At 74.6% G+C, this 19,016-nt stretch carries 13 protein-coding genes; 5 read left to right on the forward strand and 8 right to left on the reverse strand.

The window, feature by feature from the left end; all coding sequences use genetic code 11:
- The first annotated feature begins 16 nt into the window (after positions 1-16).
- The 4 genes from LCN96_RS44890 (at position 17) to LCN96_RS44905 (ending at position 5,113) form a co-directional block, all read left to right on the forward strand.
- Positions 17-1,513: a glycoside hydrolase family 36 protein gene (locus LCN96_RS44890; RefSeq protein WP_225268502.1), complete on the forward strand. Its 1,497-nt coding sequence runs from the start codon at positions 17-19 to the stop codon at positions 1,511-1,513.
- Between the two features lie 50 nt (positions 1,514-1,563).
- The gene (locus LCN96_RS44895; protein ID WP_225268503.1) at positions 1,564-2,730 is read left to right on the forward strand and encodes an ROK family transcriptional regulator; all 1,167 of its coding nucleotides are present in this window, start codon (positions 1,564-1,566) and stop codon (positions 2,728-2,730) included.
- A 72-nt stretch (positions 2,731-2,802) separates the two neighbouring features.
- Positions 2,803-4,089 carry an ATP-dependent Clp protease ATP-binding subunit ClpX gene (gene clpX, locus LCN96_RS44900; protein ID WP_225268504.1) on the forward strand — a complete coding sequence of 429 codons (1,287 nt, stop codon included), beginning with the start codon at positions 2,803-2,805 and terminating at the stop codon, positions 4,087-4,089.
- Positions 4,090-4,135: 46 nt separating this feature from the next.
- Entirely contained in the window at positions 4,136-5,113 is a 978-nt protein-coding gene (locus tag LCN96_RS44905) for a Ppx/GppA phosphatase family protein (protein WP_225268505.1), read from the forward strand.
- Positions 5,114-5,138: 25 nt separating this feature from the next.
- Here the strand turns inward: LCN96_RS44905 and LCN96_RS44910 are convergent, their stop codons facing one another.
- A complete protein-coding gene (locus tag LCN96_RS44910; protein ID WP_225268506.1) occupies positions 5,139-6,599 on the reverse strand; it encodes an aminotransferase class I/II-fold pyridoxal phosphate-dependent enzyme in 1,461 nt (486 codons plus the stop codon).
- A gap of 142 nt (positions 6,600-6,741) precedes the next feature.
- Between LCN96_RS44910 and LCN96_RS44915 the strand changes: the two genes are divergently transcribed.
- Positions 6,742-7,398 carry a YqjF family protein gene (locus LCN96_RS44915; protein WP_225268507.1) on the forward strand — a complete coding sequence of 219 codons (657 nt, stop codon included), beginning with the start codon at positions 6,742-6,744 and terminating at the stop codon, positions 7,396-7,398.
- 7 nt (positions 7,399-7,405) lie between these two features.
- On the opposite strand, the gene LCN96_RS44920 is transcribed toward LCN96_RS44915, so the two are convergent.
- The 7 genes from LCN96_RS44920 to LCN96_RS44950 all read right to left on the reverse strand — a co-directional run bounded on the left by LCN96_RS44920 (position 7,406) and on the right by LCN96_RS44950 (position 19,016).
- On the reverse strand, positions 7,406-8,572 hold the full coding sequence (locus LCN96_RS44920) for a serine hydrolase domain-containing protein (RefSeq protein ID WP_225268508.1): 1,167 nt from the start codon (positions 8,570-8,572) through the stop codon (positions 7,406-7,408).
- Between the two features lie 42 nt (positions 8,573-8,614).
- Positions 8,615-8,992: a hypothetical protein gene (locus LCN96_RS44925; RefSeq protein ID WP_225268509.1), complete on the reverse strand. Its 378-nt coding sequence runs from the start codon at positions 8,990-8,992 to the stop codon at positions 8,615-8,617.
- A 275-nt stretch (positions 8,993-9,267) separates the two neighbouring features.
- Positions 9,268-11,304, reverse strand: a complete 2,037-nt coding sequence (locus LCN96_RS44930; RefSeq protein WP_225268510.1) for a hypothetical protein — start codon at positions 11,302-11,304, stop codon at positions 9,268-9,270.
- On the reverse strand, positions 11,301-12,419 hold the full coding sequence (locus tag LCN96_RS44935; protein ID WP_225268511.1) for a VWA domain-containing protein: 1,119 nt from the start codon (positions 12,417-12,419) through the stop codon (positions 11,301-11,303). The genes LCN96_RS44930 and LCN96_RS44935 overlap by 4 nt, the downstream gene beginning before the upstream one ends.
- Complete coding sequence (locus LCN96_RS44940) at positions 12,416-14,656, reverse strand: DUF5682 family protein (protein ID WP_225268512.1); 2,241 nt, start codon at positions 14,654-14,656, stop codon at positions 12,416-12,418. The genes LCN96_RS44935 and LCN96_RS44940 overlap by 4 nt, the downstream gene beginning before the upstream one ends.
- Before the next feature lie 2 nt (positions 14,657-14,658).
- Positions 14,659-15,738 (reverse strand): ATP-binding protein, encoded by a 1,080-nt coding sequence (locus LCN96_RS44945; protein ID WP_225268513.1) that lies wholly within the window; start codon positions 15,736-15,738, stop codon positions 14,659-14,661.
- Positions 15,735-19,016, reverse strand: a complete 3,282-nt coding sequence (locus LCN96_RS44950; RefSeq protein ID WP_225268514.1) for a DUF4132 domain-containing protein — start codon at positions 19,014-19,016, stop codon at positions 15,735-15,737. The genes LCN96_RS44945 and LCN96_RS44950 overlap by 4 nt, the downstream gene beginning before the upstream one ends.

Below are 19,016 nucleotides of genomic sequence, written 5' to 3' on the forward strand. Positions count from 1 at the left end.
ACGGAGAAGGAGCATCATGCCGCTGCTCGTCGAGCTGGCAGGCCGTACCGTAGCCCTTGAGCCGACCGGCTCCGAGCCACCGCAGCAGATCGAGGGCGGGGTCGTCCTGCCGCCCGGCCGGGTGGCCGTGCTGCACGGCCTCGGCGACGCGCTGTTCTACCGGCACGGGCAGAACTCGTGGAGCCCGTGCGGATGGCGGCGGTTGTCCGAGCCGCCGCTGCGCATCGCCGACCCGCGGCGCCGCATCACCGCCGACGACCCCGTCTGGGACGATCCGGCCCGCCACCACTCCTCGGCGGTCGCCGCGCTGCAGGGCGACGACGGGCGGGTCCTGCTGCTCGGCGCGCTCGGCATCGGCACCCCGCGCCTGACGGGCGACCGCGACACGCTCGCCGGCTGGTACGAGGACGACGGGGCGCCCTGGTTCCTGGCCTACGGCGACGAGGAGGAGGTCTTCGGCGCCTACACCCGGGCGCTGGCCGACCGGCTGGGCACCGGCGGGCGGCGCGCGGGCAACGTCTGGTGCAGCTGGTACGCCTACTACGAGGGCATCACCGAGCCGGGCCTGGCCAAGGACATCGACGCGCTGAACGGCCTGCCCTTCGACGTGCTGCAGGTGGACGACGGCTGGGAGGAGATGGTCGGCGACTGGGAGCCGAACGCCAAGTTCCCCTCCGGGATGCGCGCGCTGGCCGACCGGATCGCCGCCGCCGGGATGACGCCGGGCCTGTGGCTGGCCCCGTTCATCGTGCTGCCGGGCTCGCGCACCGCCCGCGAGCGGCCCGAGCTGCTGCTGCGCGACGAGCGGGGCGAGCCGGTGGTCGCGGGCCACAACTGGGGCACCGGCTACTGGGCGCTGGACCTGTCCAAGGCCGAGGCGCTCGACCACGTGGAGCGGCTCGTCCGGCGGGTCGTGCACGAGTGGGGCTTCCGGTACCTGAAGCTCGACTTCATCAACGCGGGCGCCGCCCCCGGCGTGCGGCAGGGCGGGCTCGGCCGCGAGCAGGCCTACCGGCGGGCGCTGGAGCTGATCAGGCGGACGGCGGGCGAGGAGGTGTACCTGCTGGGCAGCGGCGCGATCCTGCTGCCCTCACTCGGCCTGCTCGACGGGCTGCGCAGCGGCCCCGACGTGGCGCCGATGTGGCAGAACTACGCCAGCGACGACCCCTCCGACGCGATGGCGCGCAACGCCGTGGTCAACACGCTGCACCGGCTCTGGCACGCGCCGCTGGCCGAGGTGGACCCGGACGTCGTGTACTTCCGCAGCCGCCTCAACCTGCTCAGCGACCAGCAGCTCGGCTGGCTGCGCGACCTGGCCACGGTGTGCGGCTTCCGCGCCGTGTCCGACCCGCCCGGGTGGCTGCGGGCCGAGGAGCTGGCGGAGATGACGGCGTACCTGTCGGCCAGGCCGGCCGTGGTGCGCAAGGGCCGGTACGTGTTCGCCATCGACGGCCGGGAGGTGGACTTCGGTCCGGCCGTCGCTCCTGACGGGCAGTGGTATCCGATCTCCTGAGGTCGCACTACTCTTTTGTCAAGAGCGCATCGTTAATCAGGGGGGCCACGGTGACCGAGCAGGTCACGACCGGGACGGACGTCAACCGGATGCGGGAGCTCAACGCGCTCAGCATCGTCAGGGCGCTGCGGGGCAACCCGCCGTCCACCGTCACGGAGCTGGCCACCCGCACCGGGCTGTCCCGGCCGGGCACGGACGTCATCGTGCAGGGCCTCGTCGCCGACGGCTGGCTCACCGTCGTGGAGCCCGACGGCAGCAGCATCGTCGGGCGCCCCGCCCGCCGCTACCGGTTCAACGCCGGCACCGGTCACGTGGTCGGCGTGGACGTCGGCGCCCACAAGGTGCTGGCGATGCTCGCCGACCTCGACGGCACGGTGGCGGCGACCAGCAGGCTGCCCGTCGATCCCGGCGCCGATCCGGCGGCGCGGCTGGCCGTCGTGGACGCGGCGGTCGACGAGTGCATGGCCGCGGCAGGGCTGCGGCCCGAGGACATCTGGGCGATCACCGTCGGGGTGACGGGGCCGGTCGACGCCAGCGGCCGCACCGCCCTGTTCACCCCGCTGCCCGGCTGGGCCACCGTGGACCCGGCCGACCACCTGGCCGGCCGCTTCTCCTGCCCCGTCCAGGTGGAGAACGACTGCAAGCTGGCCGCGCTGGCCGAGCGCTGGCAGGGAGCGGCACGCGACGCCGACGACATCGTCTACCTGCTGGCCGGCATGCGCCTGGGCGCCGGCCTGATCATCGACGGCACGCTGCGGCGCGGCTACGGCGGCGCCGCCGGCGAGATCGGCGCGCTGCGCGCCGTGCGCTGGCTCACCGCCCCCTCCCACCTGCAGAGCTGCCCCAGCCTGCCGCCGGGCATCGACACCGACGACGCGGCCGCCTGGGTGTTCAACGCCGCCCGCGCCGGCGACAAGACGGCCAGGACGGCCGTGCGCCGCTTCACCCGCGACCTCGCCGTGGGCGCCGCGGCCCTGGTGCTCGCCCTCGACCCGCAGGTGGTCGTGCTCGGCGGCGGCTTCTCCCGCTCCGCCGACCTCATCCTCGACCAGCTCGCCCGCGAGCTGGCCCGCACCTGCCTGCGCGTTCCCGAGCTGCGCGCCTCCACGCTGGGCGCCGAGAGCGTCGCCCTGGGCGCGCTGCGCCTGGCGCTCGACGAGGTGGACGCCCGCCTGTTCGAGGCGGGCCTGCCCGCTCCGGCGGCACCGCGCGCCTGACCTGCCCGGCGTGTACGCTGTGGAGCGAACAGCCTGGGAATCTCCCTCCTGCCCCCCGAGGAGCGACTGAGAATGGCGCGCCTAGGTGATCGTGCGGATCAGCTCACCTGCTCGTTCTGCGGCAAGAGCCAGCGGCAGGTCAAGAGGCTCATCGCCGGCCCTGGCGTCTACATCTGCCAGGAGTGCATCGAGATCTGCAACGAGATCATCGAGGAGGAGTCCGAGGAGACCACGGAGGTCAGGCGCGGCCACCTGCCCAAACCGCACGAGATCTACGCCTTCCTCGACGCGCACGTCGTCGGCCAGGAGAAGGCGAAGAAGACACTGTCGGTGACGGTCTACAACCACTACAAGCGCATCCTCTCCGGCCACACCGGCTCGCGCGGCGACGACGTGGAGCTGGCCAAGTCCAACATCCTGCTGCTCGGGCCCTCGGGTTCGGGCAAGACGCTGCTGGCGCAGACGCTCGCCAAACTGCTGGACCTGCCGTTCGCGATCGCCGACGCGACGGCGCTGACCGAGGCCGGCTACGTGGGCGAGGACGTCGAGAACATCCTGCTCAAGCTCATCCAGGCCGCCGACCACGACGTGCGCAGGGCCGAGACCGGCATCGTCTACATCGACGAGATCGACAAGATCGCCCGCAAGAGCGAGAACCCGTCCATCACCCGCGACGTGTCGGGCGAGGGCGTCCAGCAGGCGCTGCTGCGCATCCTGGAGGGCACCACCGCCTCGGTGCCGCCGCAGGGCGGGCGCAAGCATCCGCAGCAGGAGCTCATCCAGCTCGACACCACCAACGTGCTGTTCATCTGCGGAGGCGCGTTCGCGGGCCTCGACCAGCTCATCGAGCAGCGCGTCGGGCAGCGCCGGACGGGCTTCAACTCGGTGCTGCGCCCCGCGGGCGAGCGCGCCGGCGGCATGCTGACCGCGCTCATGCCGGAGGACCTGGTCAGATACGGGATGATCCCGGAGTTCGTGGGCCGGCTGCCCGTGCTCACGACGGTGCACGACCTCGACCGCGAGGCCCTCATCCAGATCCTCACCGAGCCCCGCAACGCGCTGGTCAAGCAGTACGCGCGGCTGTTCGAGCTCGACGGCGTGGAGCTGGGGTTCACCCCTGACGCGCTGGACGCGATCGCGGAGCTGGCGCTGCTGCGCGGCACCGGGGCGCGCGGCCTGCGGGCCATCATGGAGGAGGTGCTGCTGCCGGTGATGTACGACGTGCCGAGCCGCACCGACGTGACCCGCGTGCTGATCACCGAGGAGGCGGTGCTGCAGAGCGTCAACCCGAGCCTGGTCCCCCTCGAACGCGCCGCCGCCCTGGCCAGGAAACGTGGCCCGCGCGAGCAGTCGGCGTAGCGGCGGCCGAAGATTGTCGGCCGCGCTGGCGGGTATCCGCCTGACCATGCGACTCGGCGTACTCGACATCGGCTCCAACACCGCCCACCTCCGCATCGCGGACCTCACGGCGGGCTACCCGCCGGAACCGGTGGCCACGCTGAAACGCCGGCTCCGCCTCGCCGACGCGATCGGCAGGGACGGGGTCATCGGGCGGGCGGCGATCGACCGGCTGACCGAGGCCGTCGGGGAGGCCGCCGACGTCGCGGCGCGGCATCGGGTGCACGAGCTGGTGCCGTACGCCACCGCCGCCATCAGGGACGCCGCCAACCGCGACGCGATCCTGACGGAGATCCAGGCCACCTCGGGCGTGCGCGTCGGCTACATGGACGCCGAGCAGGAGGCCAGGCTGACCTTCCTGGCCGTACGCCACTGGTTCGGCTGGTCGGCAGGGCCGATCCTGATGGCCGACATCGGCGGCGGCTCCATGGAGCTGGCCTACGGCGGCGGCGAGACCCCCGACTGGGCGATCTCCCTGCCCTTAGGCGCCGGCCGGCTGACCCGCCACCACCTGCCCGACCCCGATCGGGTGCGGCGCAAGCACCGCCGCCGGCTGCGCGAGCACGTGGAGTCGGTGCTCGCCAGGGGGGCCCGCGGCCTGCCCGCCGGGCGCCGCGCCGACCACAGCACCGCCGTCGCCACCTCCAGGACGTTCGCCCAGCTCGCCCGCCTGTGCGGGGCGCAGAAGGCCAAGGCGGGGCCCTACGTCGTACGCGAGCTGCGCCGCGACGACCTGCGCGAGGCCATCGAGCTGCTGGGCGCCAGGACCCCCGAGGAGCGGGCGCAGCTGCCGGGCGTCTCGGCCGCCCGCGCCCGCCAGATCCTCGCCGGGGCCATCGTCGCCGACGCCACCATGACCGCCCTGGACCTGCCGGCGGTGCGCATCTGCCCGTGGGCGCTGCGCGAGGGCATCCTGCTGGACCGGCTGCACCACTCGGCCGGAGCCGCCCGGCACCTGTACGCGGTCAAGGGCGCGAGCGCCTGACCCGGGCCACCTGCTCTCCGGGGAATCAGGCCACCACACGCACGGTCTCCAGGGAGGCATCGGCGGCGTCCGGGACGACCATGCCCCCGCTCCGCCCGTCGTGCAGGTAATCCAGCACCTCCATGTTCAGCCGCTCCCCCGGCAGTGCGGCGGGGATGCCCGGCGGGTACGGGGTGATCAGCTCGGCGGCGATCCGCCCGGCCGCCTCCCGCCACGGCACGTGCTCGGCCGGGCCGAAGAACGCGTCCCTGGGCAGCATGGCCTGCTCCAGCCGCAGCTCGGCCGGCGGCGGGATGCGCAGGCGCGGCGCGGGCGGCAGCTCGCCGGCGTGCCCGGCCAGCTCGCGCAGCGCCTCCAGCAGGCGGCCGGTGGTGTCCTCGTCGTCGGCGTGGGTGAGCTGGACGCCGATCCGCCGGTGGTCGGCCAGGCCCACGTTGATCCGGTGGCGCTCGCGCAGCCGGTCGGCGACCTGGTAGCCGCCCGTGCCCAGGCCGCTCACGTCCACCATGAGCTGCAGCGGGTCGGCGTCGAAGGCCCGCCCGTGACCGCAGAAGTCGTCGCGGCCGTGCACGTGCAGGCCGTCGATCGCCTCGATGCTCGCCCGTACGGACTTGGCCAGCTGCAGGGTCCTGTCGTAGATGGCGTGGCCGTGCTCCACCATCTGGCGGCGCCAGCCGTCCAGCGCGGCGTACACCAGCACCGACGGGCTGGTGGTGCTGAACAGGTCGGCGCGCTCCTTGAGCAGCTCGGGCGCGATGAGGTCGCCCTGCAGGTGGAAGACCGAGCTCTGTTCCAGGCCCGAGCCCATCTTGTGGATGCTGGTGACGCAGACGTCCGCGCCGGCGTCCATGGCCCAGGTGGGCAGGTCGGGGTGGAAGGGCAGGTGCGCGCCCCAGGCCTCGTCCACGATCAGCGGCTTGCCGTGCTCGTGACAGACCCGCGCGAGCGCGGCCAGGTCGGTGCAGGTGCCGTACGGGGTGGGCGTGACGACCAGGGCGCCCTTGGCGTCGGGGTGCTCGGCGAAGGCCGCGGCGAACGCCTCGGGCGACGGCGGGTGGGCCAGGTGGAGGTCCTCGTCCCACTGCGGTTCCACCCATACCGGGTCGATGCCGGCCAGGACGAGCCCGGCCACCACGGACTTGTGCGCGTCACGGCCGATCAGCAGCTTCTCGTGCGGGCCCGCCACCGAGAGCATGGACGCCTTGACCGACAGGGAGCTGCCGCAGGTGGAGAAGAACGTCTGCGCCGCCCCCACGGCGTCCGCCATCAGCTTCTCCGCCTGCTCCAGGAACCCTCCCGAGCTGGACCGGTCGTCCAGCCCGCCCACCGAGAGCACGTCGGAGCGGAACACCTCCTCGCCGAGCACCGCGGCGACCCGCGGATCGACGCCCCTGGCCTGCTTGTGGCCCGGCGGGGTGAAGGGCAGCTGCCCGCTGTCGTGATAGTCCTGCAGTGCCTGCAAGATCGGCGCCTGAGAATGGTCCATGAGCCCGCCCTTGCCCCGTCGCGGAGGCGGGAAACGGACAACCCGGTGGATTGCACGTGCCGGCGGCGGGCAGGGGTGCGGGGTGCGAGCTCCGCCTTCTCCCCATGTCGCCTGGCCCGTGATGTACCACCGGTGGTCGCGGATGACCTTCATCCACTGGCGTTACCGGCCGGAGCAGGTGCAGGCCCTGCTGCCCGCCCAGCTGGAGGTCGAGCCGTTCGACGGGGCGGCCTGGGTGGGGCTCACCTGCTTCCTCATGGAGGACGTGCGGGTGCCCGGCGTGCCCGCGCTCCCGTGGGTGTCCACGTTCCCCGAGACGAACCTGCGGACGTACGTGCGCGACGCCCGCGGGCGTACCGGGATCTGGTTCTTCTCCCTGGACGCGGGGCGGCTGACCGCCGCGCTCGGCGGGCGGGGCGGCTTCTGGCTGCCCTACCACTGGTCCGACATGTCGGTCGAGGCCGAGAACGGTCACACGCGCTACCGGTGCCGCCGGCGCCTGCCCGGGCCGGTCGGCGCGCGGTGCGACGTGGACGTGGAGATCGGCGTGCCGCTGGTGGAGCGGGAGCGCGACGAGCTCGCGCACTTCCTGACCGCCCGGTACCGGCTGTTCAGCCTGGTGGCGGGGCGGCTCGCCGCCGCCCGGGTGGAGCATCCGCCGTGGCCGCTGCACCACGCCCACCTGACCGGCCTGGACCAGAGCCTGGTGCGGGCGGCGGGGCTGCCCGCGCCCGAGGGGCAGCCCGTCGTGCACGCCTCCCCGGGGGTGCGGACGCGGGTGGGGATGTGGTGCTGGTGAGGTGTCGTCAGGCGGCTTCGACGGCGGCGAGCAGCCGCGCCGCGCGCAGATCCGGCACCTCGTGCCTGACCCGGTTCATCACGTAGCCGAACGCGAGCCCGCTCGCCGGGTCGGCGAAGCCGAGCGAGCCGCCGAGCCCGCCGAACCCGAAGGCCGTGGGCGAGTACCAGAACGCGTCCGGGGTGGGCAGGCCGAAACCGGTGCCGATCCGTACGGGCACGCGCAGGATCCGGTCGACTCCGGCGACCTGCTCCTCGGTCGCCGCGGCCAGGGCGGCGGGGGTGAGCACGCGGTGCCCGATGAGGGCGGCGTAGAAGCCGGACAGGGCGCGGGCCGTGCAGACGCCGTTGGTGGCGGGCAGCTCGGCGGCCTGCTCCTCGGGTCTGTTGTGGTCGAGCGCGGGCTGGACGAGCGTCATCGCCCGCGTGGTCAGCGACCCGGGGTCGGTGTAGGCGGCCAGCACGTCCCGCATGGGCTCGGGGACGGCGTCCAGGTCGATGGCGGCGGCGTCGAAGGCGGCCGGGTCGGTGACGATGCGGCTGACCCGGTGCTGCTGCGAGGCGGGCAGCCCGATCCACAGGTCCAGCCCCAGCGGCCCGGCGATCTCCTCGGCGAGGAACGTGCCGAGGCTGCGCCCGCTGACCCGGCGTACCACCTCGCCGACCAGCCAGCCGTAGGTCAGCGCGTGGTAGCCGTGCTCGGTGCCCGGCTCCCAGAACGGCCGCTGGGCCGCCAGCGCGCGCACCACCGGGTCCCACGCGACGGCCTCGGCGGGGGTGACCGGGTGGTCGAGGGCGGGCAGGCCGGCCTGGTGGGTGAGCAGCCACCGTACCGGGATCCGCTCCTTGCCGCCCGCCGCGAACTCCGGCCAGTAACGCGCCACGGGCGCGTCGAGGTCGAGGTCGCCGCGCTGGGCCAGCAGCAGCGCGCACGCCGCCGTCACCGCCTTGGTGGTGGAGTAGACGACCTGCAAGGTGTCGCGCTGCCACGGCCGGCCGGTCTCGGGGTCGGCGATCCCGCCCCACAGGTCGACGACCTTCCGGCCGTGCAGGTGAACGCTGACCGCCGCGCCGATCTCCTCGCCGGAGGCCAGGTTGGCCGCGAACGCCTCGCGCACCGCCTCGAACCCCGGTGCCGTCTCCCCGTGTACTGCCGCTGAGCCGTTCGCGAGCATGCGTCATCACCTTCTGTGTTCGTGCTGCTGATGGGTGAGGGCTCAGCGGCGGAACTTCTCGACGAGCCAGGCGCACAGCTCCGGCTCGCTCATCTCGGGGAACTCCGCCTGGAACGTGGCCAGCGCGCGCAGCGCCTCGTCCCTGTCGAGGCCGCGCGCCAGCGCCGCCTTGAGGTACTCCTGGCGCGCGGCGGTGGGCCGCCCGCCGCCGGCGCCGCGGCCCGGCAGGCTCTCGCGCCAGCGCACGATCTCCTGCACCCGGTCGGCCCGCCAGCCGGGAGCCCCGTCCACCTCGACGTCAGGCTCGGGGAAGGGATGCTCGGAGCCGCCGGGATGGCGCGTGCGCCACTTGTGCACCGCGTGCCGGCTCACTCCCAGGGCCTCGGCCACGCCGAGGACACCGAGATAGCGCTCGGTCATGGGTGCACCAGCTCGCCCTTCGTGCCTCCTTCGCGGATCTCCACTTTTACCACGTCCGGCGCCTCGCCCTCAGAATCATTGTCTCCAGAAGAGACGATGTTTGCAACCCTTCTCACGGCTACGTCTTCTACGACGGCACCATCGCCCGCCGGCTCAGCTGATGGGGCGCGCCGCCCACCGGCTCGGGCTCGGCCGCCGCTGACCTGCGCGTCGAGACGGAGGCGGTGCAGCTCCGGAACGGCCCATACGCGGGCGACGTCAGCGCGAGAACGAGGTCAGTGCAGCTCCAGCGCGACCTCCAGGCGGAGGTAGGCGTCGACCCAAGATTGCTCGACCGCCTCCTCGGAGCCGTGAGCCCGGGCCGCCGCGAACACCGTGACGGCCTGGGCGACGCGGCGCAGCCCGAGCACGGTCAACCGCTGGGAGGCGGCGGCCAGCCGTTCCCCGTAACCGGGCGGCAGGTGCGACAGACCGTGATGGGCACACTCGGCGAGCAGCCCCCGCGTGTCGGTCAAAGCCGCTGCCAGCGGCTCCGGCGGCTCCTCCACGGCGACCTCCAGCGTGCCGCCGCCCCCGGCGGGCCGCAGGTCGGGGACGATCACCCGATCACCGGCCGCCAGCCCGAGCGGCTCGACGACGAGCCCGCCCGCCTCCCGCCCGACCACACCGCTGACGAACCGCAGCTCGCCCTCCTCACCGGCGAGTGCCGCCGCCAGCGCGTCGAGCCGGCCGGGCGCGGCCGCGGTGTGGGTGGCCCTGACGACGGCGGTGCCGCCCGCCCGGTCCACGATCACGGCGTCGAGCCGCTGGTCGCCGGGGGCGTACCAGACGGCCTCCACCTGGGCGACGGCGACGACCCGTACCAGCTCGGCCTCGACCCGCGGCCGGACGGGCCGCAGCGGGAGCGCGTCGAGCTCGCGGCGCAGCGCCGCGTAGTCCGTGACCACCAGGGGCGCGGGCAGCTCGCCCCAGTCGCCCCGCGACGGGCTGACCGTCGTCCTGGAGATCCGCCCGGTGGCCAGCCGCACCGTACGGCTCGCGCTGCGCACGGCGGACTCCGTGACCACGCTCCCCGTGGCCAGCGCGGACAGCGTGGCCGTGGCGATGCGCCGCCGCGCCAGCGTCGCCCCGTCGTCCTCGCCGTCCCACTGGCGGCGCAGGACCAGCACCATGGCGTTGTCGGCGTGCGCCAGGTAGACCTCGGTGATCCGCTGGTCGCCCACGCCGCGGACCCGGCAGCCGAGGCTGTCCAGCCGGGCCCTGCGCAGCGGGGTCTCGGCGGCCTCCGCCGTACCGAGCACGCTGCTGCGCAGGGTGGCGTCCGGCCGCGTCACCGCGCGGTGGCGGGCGTGCAGCTCGGCGACGTGGCTCGCGAGCAGTTCGGGGCGGTAGTGGGCGCTTCGGTCGCGGTAGGCGGTCAGTTGCTCGGCCAGGTCCGCGACGGCCAGCAGTGGCCAGCGCAGCCCCGCCTCGTCGAGGTGCCGCCGCACGTCGGCGATGGTGGTGTCCAGGCCGGGGCCGAGGTTCGCCGCGCCCGCGCGCAGCACCGTGCCGGCCAGGCCCAGCGCCCGTTCCAGCCCCGACCCTGCGCCCGCCTCCGCCTCGCCGCCGACGTCCACCCGGACCTCCGGCACGCCGGGGTGCAGCTCGTCGGCCACCCTGAACGCCCAGACCGCCAGCGCGATGACGTCGTCGCGGCTGCCGGCGACGCTGTCGGTGTGCACGAAGCCGAGATCGCCCGGCACCAGGAACCGCACGGTCGCGGTGGCCAGCTCGACCTGCGGCACCGGGTCGGCGGCGGTCGGGCGGCGGATCCTGGCGGTGTACCCGGCCCGCTCGGCCCGCCGCGCGGCGGCCACCAGCCGGGCGCCGATCCTGGCGGTGAGCTCGTCGTCGGTCACCTCCCCCGGCGACCAGGACGACAGCACCGGCCCGCGCCCCGGCACGCGCCCCGGCACGGGCCCCGGCGCCGTTCCGGCGCTGGACCCCGGAGCGGCACCGGCGCCGGGCGCGGGTTCCGGTGGGCAGTCCGGCGCGGCCTCCGGATCGGCCTCGGCGTGCAGGCGCTGGTAGGCGAGGATCACCGCGAGGACGTGCCGGCAGACCCCGGTGGCCCCGCAGGTGCACCGGGCCACGTACAGCCCGCCCGCAGGCACGCTGGTGGCGGGCCCGCCGGGAAAGTCGCCGTGCACGGTGCCGTCGTCATCGGTACGCAGCGCGGGCACGGCCTCCTTGCCCGCCCGCTTGACCAGCCCCCGGTTGGTGAGCGCGGCGAGGGAGTCGGTGCTGAGCCCGAGCAGGTCGCTCCTCATCGGCCCACGTGCTCCGCCACGAAGGCCGCCAGCTCGCCGGGCGTCATCGCGCCCACGTACGCCCCGGCGTCGGCCAGCCGCTGCGCCAGCTCCCGGTCGAAGGCGGGGTTGGCCTGCTCGTCGAGGGCCGCCAGGCCGAGCACCTTGCTGCCCTGCCCCACCAGGTCGCGCACGACGCGCACCAGCCGGGCCGGGTCGCCGCCCTCGTAGAAGTCGGAGATCAGCACGACGATCGCCCGCCGCGGCTGCTCCACCAGGCCCGCGCCGTACGCCGCCGCGCGGGCGATGTCGGTGCCGCCGCCGAGCTGGACCTTCATCAGCAACTCCACAGGATCGTCGACGTCCGCCGTCAGGTCCACCACCTCGGTGTCGAAGGCGACCAGGTGGGTGCGCACCCCGGGCAGCCCCCACAGGCAGGCCGCGGTGACCGCCGAGTGGATCACCGAGTCGACCATCGAGCCCGACTGGTCGACGAGCAGGATCACCTGCCACTGCTCCAGGTGGCGGCGGGTGCGGGAGAAGAAGTACGGGGTCTCGATCACCACCTTGCCCGTCTCGGGCTGGTAGCGGCCGAGGTTGGCGCGCAGGGTCCTGACCATGTCGAAGTTGCGGGCCAGCCGCAGGCGGCCGGGCCGGCGCACCTTGGTGCCGGTGAACGCGGTGCGCACCTCCGTGGCCAGCTTGTCCATCAGCTCGCGGACGACCTGCTCCACGATCCGCCTGGCCAGCCGCAGCACCTGCGGGTTCATCAGGTGCTTGGTCCGCAGCACGGCCTTGAGCAGGGCGGGGTTGGGCTCGATGCGCGCCAGCACGGCCGGGTCGGTCACCACGTCGTGGATCTCGTAGCGCTCGACCGCGTCGCGTTGCAGCCGTTCGACGGTCTCCTTGGGGAAGAGCCGGGTGATGTCGTCCAGCCAGTCGAAGGTGGTCAGCGTCGACGGGCCCGAGCCGCCCTGGCGGACGCCGCGCCGGCGCAGGTCCTCCTCGCGGCCGTAGAGCCAGTCGATGGCCGCGTCGCGGGCGGCGGCCCGGCCGCCGAGCGGCGCGCCGCCGAGGCAGGCGCCGCCCGGCTCGCCGAGCAGCAGGCGCCACCGTTCGAGGGTGGGGTCGGTCACGTGATCAGTCCCTCCCGGCGCAGTGCCGTCTCGGCCCGCTCGTCCAGTGCCATGCCGGCGGCCACCAGCTCGGGTGCCGCCTCCAGCCGCATCAGGTCCCATCCGGACGCCGCTCCGGCGCGCCGCTCGACCAGGCGGGTGGCGATGAGGTGCCGCTCGCGCGGCGGGAAGAAGCCGAACGCCTGGCGCAGCGCGGGCAGGGCCACCAGGAAGTCGTCGTCGGTCAGCGCCCCGACCAGCTCGTCGAGCAGCTCCAGCATGCCGGGGGTGTGCAGCACCTCCTCACGGGCGAGCGCGAACAGCCCCGCCAGCCAGTCCCCTGCCGTAGCGGGAACGAACGCACCACGCACCCCCCTGCTGGGATCCCCGGGTGGCGCGCCGCGCAGTGACCAGCCCAGCCCGAGCGACGCTCCGCGCAGGTCCGGCGGCGCCTCCTGGCAGGCGGCGAGCCGGTCCGCGACGCCCAGCGCCAGAGGCGTGTCCAGCCCCAGCGACGGGCCCGCGTGCCTGAGCGCATCACGGACGGCGACCATGGCGCCGATGCGCGGCAGATCAGCCGGCGCCGGGCCGCCGCGCACCCCTTCGACCAGCCACAGCACCCGCTCGGTGACCGCCCGCACGACCGTCCCCAGGGTGGTGCTCCCACTGGTGCGGAAGAGGTCGTCGTGCCGCCACATCGCCAGGGCGACGGTGAGGGTGCGCCCCAGAGCTCCCAGGTCGGCCGCCGCGCCGACGGCCCGCGCCACGTCGTCCAGGACGCGCCCGGCCAGCTCGCCGATGCCGCACAGCGCCGCGTCGAACAGCACCTCGGCCAGCTCGTCCAGCCCGGCCCCCGTGAGGCGTTCCGCGAGCGCGGCGGCGGCTGCCTCCTGCGGATCCACCCCGTACGCGCCCGCCTCGATCAGGGCGGGCAGCCGGTCCTCCGACTCGGTCAGCACCCACCGTTCGACCAGCTCGGCAGGCCCGCCGGGGCGGGGCCCCGAGGTGCGTGCCACACCCGGGATGCCCAGCACCCGCAGCCGGTGCAGCAGCATGCTGCGCTCGCGCCCGGTCTCCTCGGCGAGGTCGAGCCGTTCCTCGCCGGGCTCCCCCAGCACCGCGAGCACCGCGTGGACCAGCGGCGGCAGCGGTGTCGAGCGGTGCAGGCGGCCCACCCGGTCGCCGCTGAGCGCCGCGATCATCTCGACGATCACCGGATGGCTGCCCGGCTGCAGCGGCCCGCGCGACGCCCAGGGCAGCGGCGTCTCGATCGCCTCGCTGACCAGCGCGCTCGCCAGGCCGTCCAGCACGTCCACGCGGGCGGGATGCGGATGGCCGCGCATCAGCGCGATCCCGTCCGCGGTCGCCCTGGCGGCGATCAGGTCCGCCGTGGACACCGGCTGGCGGCGGGCGCGCAGCCGGGCCGTCACCGCCTCGGTGAGCCCGCGCGCGGCCTCGGCCGGGCCGGACTCCCACAGGTGCTGGTAGTAGCCCGGCGACGGCATGCCCGACTGGTAGCCGTCGAAGGCGTCCAGCCGCCGGAAGGAGTACGGCACCAGGTAACTGCCGACGGCGGCGCCCTCGGGCGGCCGCGGCACCTCCGGCCAGCTCTCGTCGCCCCGCCCGGCCAGCCGGATCAGCGCGGGCCGGTGGAAGCCGCCCGTGACGACGACCACCGGCCGCTCGCCCGCGTCGGCCGCCGCCGCCCTGATCCAGTGCGCCATGTACGCCTCGCGCGCCGCGTCGTCCGGCCCCGCCTGCGTGTCGCCGCGCACCAGGTCGAAGTAGGTGGCCAGCCGTTCGGCCAGCCCGGCGGCCGGCTCGATCTCGAAGAGGTGGTCCCACAGCGCGTCCGCGTTGTCCACCGAGAAGGCCCGGCACAGCCGCCCGACCACCTCGCCGTAGCGGGCCTCGGCGTCGGCGTACCGGTTGCGGACGTCGGCCAGCGCGGGATGCCAGGCGGGCAGGTCGATGAAGCGCAGCTCGGCACCGGTGTCCCGGCCCGTGGTGAGTGCCGTCCACTCTGGCGAGTAGTCGCACAGGGGCGTCCACGAGCCGTGACGTCGTTCCTCGTCCCGGTAGCCGGTGTAGACGGCGATGGGCAGCTCGTGGCCCAGCAGCAGCTCGTCCATCCGGTGGTTCATGTCGGAGGGGCCCTCGACCAGCACGTACGCGGGCCGCAGGGAGGCGATGGTGTCGGCGACCAGCCGGGCGCAGGCCGGGCTGTGGTGCCGCACGCCGATGAACGTGACCGCCATCGTCAGCCCGGCAGCAGGTGACGGGCCTCGTACAGGGCCTGCCACTGGTCGCCGTGCCGCCGCCGCTGCTCCAGGTACCTGCGCAGCTTGGCCAGGTCCTCCTGGTTGTCCTTGGCGGCCGTACCTGCGAGGCAGGAGACCAGGTCGGCGGCCGTGCCGGGCTCGCCGCGCAGGAACCAGCCGCGCAGCCCGACCGCGTGCGCGACGGAGACGGCCTCGGCGGTGCTCATCACCCCCGACAGCCGGTCGGTGGCGTCGCCGCGCGCCGTCTGCCCTTCGCGCAGCTCGCGGAACGCGGTGACCAGCACCTCCAGCACGTCGCGCCGGGGCGGCGCGGCGACGCCCGAGCGCTTGAGCAGCGCGGTGGCCTCCGCCTCGACCAGCAGCAGCTCGGTCTCGAAGTCGGCGATCGGGAAGACGGTCTCGAAGTTGAAGCGGCGCTTGAGCGCGGCGCTCATCTCGTTGACGCCGCGGTCGCGGGTGTTGGCGGTGGCGATGACGGTGAACCCCTCCTCGGCGAACACCATCGACTCGGGGCCGCTCAGCTCCGGCACGGCCAGCACCCGGTCCGACAGCGGCGACAGCAGGCAGTCCTGCACCTCCAGCGGGCACCGGGTGATCTCCTCGAAGCGCACCACCTTGCCCTCCGCCATGCCGCGCAGCAGCGGCGCGGCGACCAGCGAGCGGGTGGACGGGCCCTCGGCGACCAGCAGCGCGTAGTTCCACGAGTACTTGATCTGGTCCTCGGTGGTGGCCGCCCCGCCCTGGATGGTGAGCGTCGAGGTGCCGCTGACCGCCGCCGCGAGCAGCTCCGACAGCAGCGACTTGGCCGTGCCCGGCTCGCCCACCAGCATCAGCCCGCGGTTGGTCGCGAGCGACACCAGGGACCGGTCGATCAGCGACGGATCGCCGACGAACTTGCGGCTGATGCCGAGCCGCTCGTCCCCCAGCACGAAGCGGCGGGCGGCCCGCAGGCTCAGCGCCCAGCCGGGCGGGCGGGCGTCGGTGTCGTCCGCCCGCAGCCGGGCCAGCTCATCGGCGTAGCGGACCTCGGCAGGGGGCCGCTGCACGTGCTCGCTCATCGGGTGATCTCCCGCAGGTCCCGGAGGATCTCGGACGCGGTGACGGGGTCGAGGTCGGCGACGGAGACCCCGACCAGGCTCTGCTCGTCGGCGAAGTCGAGGGAGCCGATCGAGATGCCGGGATCGAGGCCGACGGTGACGGCCCTGCCGCCGGGCACGTCCCGCTCGATCCAGCCCTGCCAGCCGGCGTCCTGCGGGTCGCCGCGCCGCCAGCCGCGCCGTTCGAGGCCGATCACCGCGCGGGTGGGGACCTTGGCGGCCTCTATCTCGGCGATCAGCGCCGCGTCCGGCTCGTACGTCTCCCTGCCGAGCTGCGGGAACGGCTGAAGGATCTCGTAATCGGCGAACACCTCGGCCCAGGCGGCCGGCCCCTCCCCCAGCTCCAGCGGGTGCACCACCCCGACGAGGGCGTCGCTGGGCAGCACCAGCGGATCGTCCTCGACGTCGGCGAAGCTGCGGTCCTCGGCCACGCGCAGGGTGCCCGTGAGCTGCCCCGAGGAGTCGTAGACCCCCCACACCAGCCGCCGGACGATGTGCCAGAGCAGCGGATGCCCGACGAGCAGCCGCCCGAACTCCTCGGCGCTCCACCGGCGCCGGGTCACCATGGCCTGCTCCAGGCGGCGGATGTTGTCGGACGCCACGGCGCGCACGTCCTTCTTCAGCCCGGCGAAGCGCTGGTAGGCGGCGGGCGCCAGCTCGGGGTCGTCGTGCACGCCCGGCTTGGGCAGGTTCTTCAGCCGCTTGCCGGCGGCGTCGGCGACGTACGGCTTGAGCTGCTCGTCGAAGCCGACGACGAACTGCCTGCGGCCGTAGTCGAGGCTCAGGCTGCCGTCGGCGGACAGCCCGAAGTCCGGCACCAGCCGGTCGGCCAGCTCCTGCGGCGTCAGGGCCAGCTCCGCGGCCACCTCGGCCATCTTCTGTTTGGCCCGGCTCTTCAGCCCGCCGAACTTCACCTTCTCGGCGATGCCGTGCAGGTGCATCAGCGCGACCTCGGAGCCGATGCCCGCCAGCAGGTCCAGCCCGGCGACCGCGCGGGCGTGCCCGCCCTCGCCGGGCCAGACCCTGATCAGCGGGGTCAGCCTGCGGACGGTCTCGTCGTCGCCGAGCAGCCCCAGCGCGTCCATCACCCAGCTCTCCTTCGCCGGGTATCCGGCCGCCTGCCAGCGCAGGAACAGCGCCCAGGCGAACTCCGCCAGGCTGCGCCCGTCGCAGACCTCCTTGACCAGGGCGAGACCGGCGTAGACGTGGCCGCGCTTGGAGATCGCCAGCATCGTCAGCACGTGCCGGACCGCCTCGGGCGGCAGCGCGCCCGCGTCGCCGCGCAGGTTGATCGGCGTCAGGATCGCCACGTCCGCCCACTCGGGCAGCACCGGCATCCTGGCGGGCAGCGCGTCGAGCGGGTCGGCCGCGAGCAGGCCGGCGACGGCGGCCTCGGCCTCGGGGCCGTACCCGGCGGCGGCCCGCATCACCGCGTCGTGGGCGCCGCCCGCGGTCAGCGCGGTCAGGGCCTGCTCGGCCTGCCGCCTGGCCGCGCCGGGCTTGCCGAGGGCCGCCGGGATCAGCGCCCTGGCGGCCGGCTCGGGGTGACGGGCCAGCCACGCCAGCGCGGTGGCGCGTACCGACTTCAGCCGGGACAGCCAGTCGGCCATCAGCACCGCGATCTCCGGTGAGGTGAACGGGAGCAGCACCGCGGCGGCCGAGGCGGGGCCGCGCCGGGCGAGGTCCAGCACCAGGGGCAGCGCCGCCAGCTCGAACCTGGCGGCCACGCGGGGCAGCCAGTCGGCGGTCCCCCACGTGTCGGTGGGGCGCCACTTGCCGAGCAGCGGCGTGGCGAGCTGCTCGGGCCCGGAGACGAACAGGGCGATCTCGTTGTACCAGTAGCGGTGGTGGCCGGCGTCACCGGCGATCTGGCGGGCGAGCTGATCCCAGGTCTGGTTGTAGATCTCTCCCCAGTGATCGCTCCTGCCCCGCCAGTTGTCCCGCTCGCCGGGCGCCCACGCCACGGCGGGCTCGTCGGCGCACGTCAGGCCGCTCACCACGACCGGCTTGCGGGCCTTGCGGGCACGGGTCCACGGCGGGCTGACGAGCACCTCGGGCAGCGCCTCGGGCGGCGCGGTGACGAGGGGCGCGGCGTTGGCGATCGTGTCGACGCGCGCGGCGGCGGCGCCGTCCACGCTCGCGAGCACCTCCGGCACCAGCTCGGGGTGGGTCAGCACGTGGGCGCGCAGCAGCAGGTCCACGGCCTTGCCGCTGGAGGCGGCCAGCAGCCGCATCGCGCGACGCGGGAAGCGGGCCGCCGCGCCGATGAAGGCCGGCTGGGTGTACTTCTTGTCGATCCGGTCGAGGAGCACCCGCATCGCCGCGTCGGTCGGCAGCTCGGCCAGCATCCCCAGCAGCCGCCGCTCGTTGTCCGCGCTGTAGGCGTCGTCGAGCCAGCCGGCCAGCACCGGCACGGCCTCGGCGCCCATGCCGTCCACGAGCGTGGCGGGCAGGGTCAGCGTGTGCAGCACCGAGTAGCCGGGCACGTGGCCGGCGATCAGCGCGGCCTGCTCCGGCGTGCTGATGGCGGCCACCAGGTGGACGGCGAGATGGTGGTTGACGCCGCTCACCTCGGCGCAGTCGGCCGTGACCCAGCCGGGCTCGGTCGGCGCCAGGAAGGAGGCGGCCACCCGCTGGTGGATCCCGCCCTCCCTGCACCGCGCGAGTGCCGCGACGACCTCGGCGTACTCCTCGTCCGGCGCGGCCACGAGTGCGGCGCGGACCCGGGCGCCGAGGTTCGCCCGGTAGCCGCCGTACCAGTAGCGCGGGTACTCGTGGGCGGCCATCCGCTGGACCCGCCAGAGGTCCTCGTCGATCACGAGGTCCAGCGAGGCGAGCTCGGCCACGGCCAGCGCCGCGAACACCGGGCCGCGCTCGGCCAGCCACGCCTCCGGGAACAGCGGCGCCAGCTCCGTGTCGTGCCCCGGCAGGGACGCGACCACCACCGCGGCGCCCAGCGGCGTGGCGGTGGGCTCGCCCGCCAGGTACGCGGCGCCCGCGGCGGCCAGCTCGGCGTCGCGGCACTTCGCCAGCGAGTCGAGGAGCACCTTGCCGCGCTCGGCCAGCTTGGCGGCCAGCTTCGCCGGCGCGTCCGCGTCGGGCGCCTTCGCCGCGACCTTCGCCCCGCCCCGCCGCGGGTGCAGCGCGCGCAGCCAGGCGGCGGGCATCACCAGCCGGTCCTCGTCCTGCGCGTGGTGCTCGGTTGACGGGCCGCCTAAGGCCGTTCGATCCGTGCTCAT

Origin of the sequence: Nonomuraea gerenzanensis (assembly GCF_020215645.1) — a bacterium.
GTDB lineage: Bacteria > Actinomycetota > Actinomycetes > Streptosporangiales > Streptosporangiaceae > Nonomuraea > Nonomuraea gerenzanensis.

Coding starts and splice junctions, on each gene's coding strand:
- LCN96_RS44930 (WP_225268510.1), bottom strand. CDS start 11,304: ATGAGGAGCGACCTGCTCGGGCTCAGCACCGACTCCCTCGCCGCGCTC.
- LCN96_RS44945 (WP_225268513.1), bottom strand. CDS start 15,738: ATGAGCGAGCACGTGCAGCGGCCCCCTGCCGAGGTCCGCTACGCCGAT.
- clpX (WP_225268504.1), top strand. CDS start 2,803: ATGGCGCGCCTAGGTGATCGTGCGGATCAGCTCACCTGCTCGTTCTGC.
- LCN96_RS44910 (WP_225268506.1), bottom strand. CDS start 6,599: ATGGACCATTCTCAGGCGCCGATCTTGCAGGCACTGCAGGACTATCAC.
- LCN96_RS44940 (WP_225268512.1), bottom strand. CDS start 14,656: ATGGCGGTCACGTTCATCGGCGTGCGGCACCACAGCCCGGCCTGCGCC.
- LCN96_RS44950 (WP_225268514.1), bottom strand. CDS start 19,016: ATGAGCACGGATCGAACGGCCTTAGGCGGCCCGTCAACCGAGCACCAC.
- LCN96_RS44920 (WP_225268508.1), bottom strand. CDS start 8,572: ATGCTCGCGAACGGCTCAGCGGCAGTACACGGGGAGACGGCACCGGGG.
- LCN96_RS44915 (WP_225268507.1), top strand. CDS start 6,742: ATGACCTTCATCCACTGGCGTTACCGGCCGGAGCAGGTGCAGGCCCTG.
- LCN96_RS44905 (WP_225268505.1), top strand. CDS start 4,136: ATGCGACTCGGCGTACTCGACATCGGCTCCAACACCGCCCACCTCCGC.
- LCN96_RS44890 (WP_225268502.1), top strand. CDS start 17: ATGCCGCTGCTCGTCGAGCTGGCAGGCCGTACCGTAGCCCTTGAGCCG.
- LCN96_RS44925 (WP_225268509.1), bottom strand. CDS start 8,992: ATGACCGAGCGCTATCTCGGTGTCCTCGGCGTGGCCGAGGCCCTGGGA.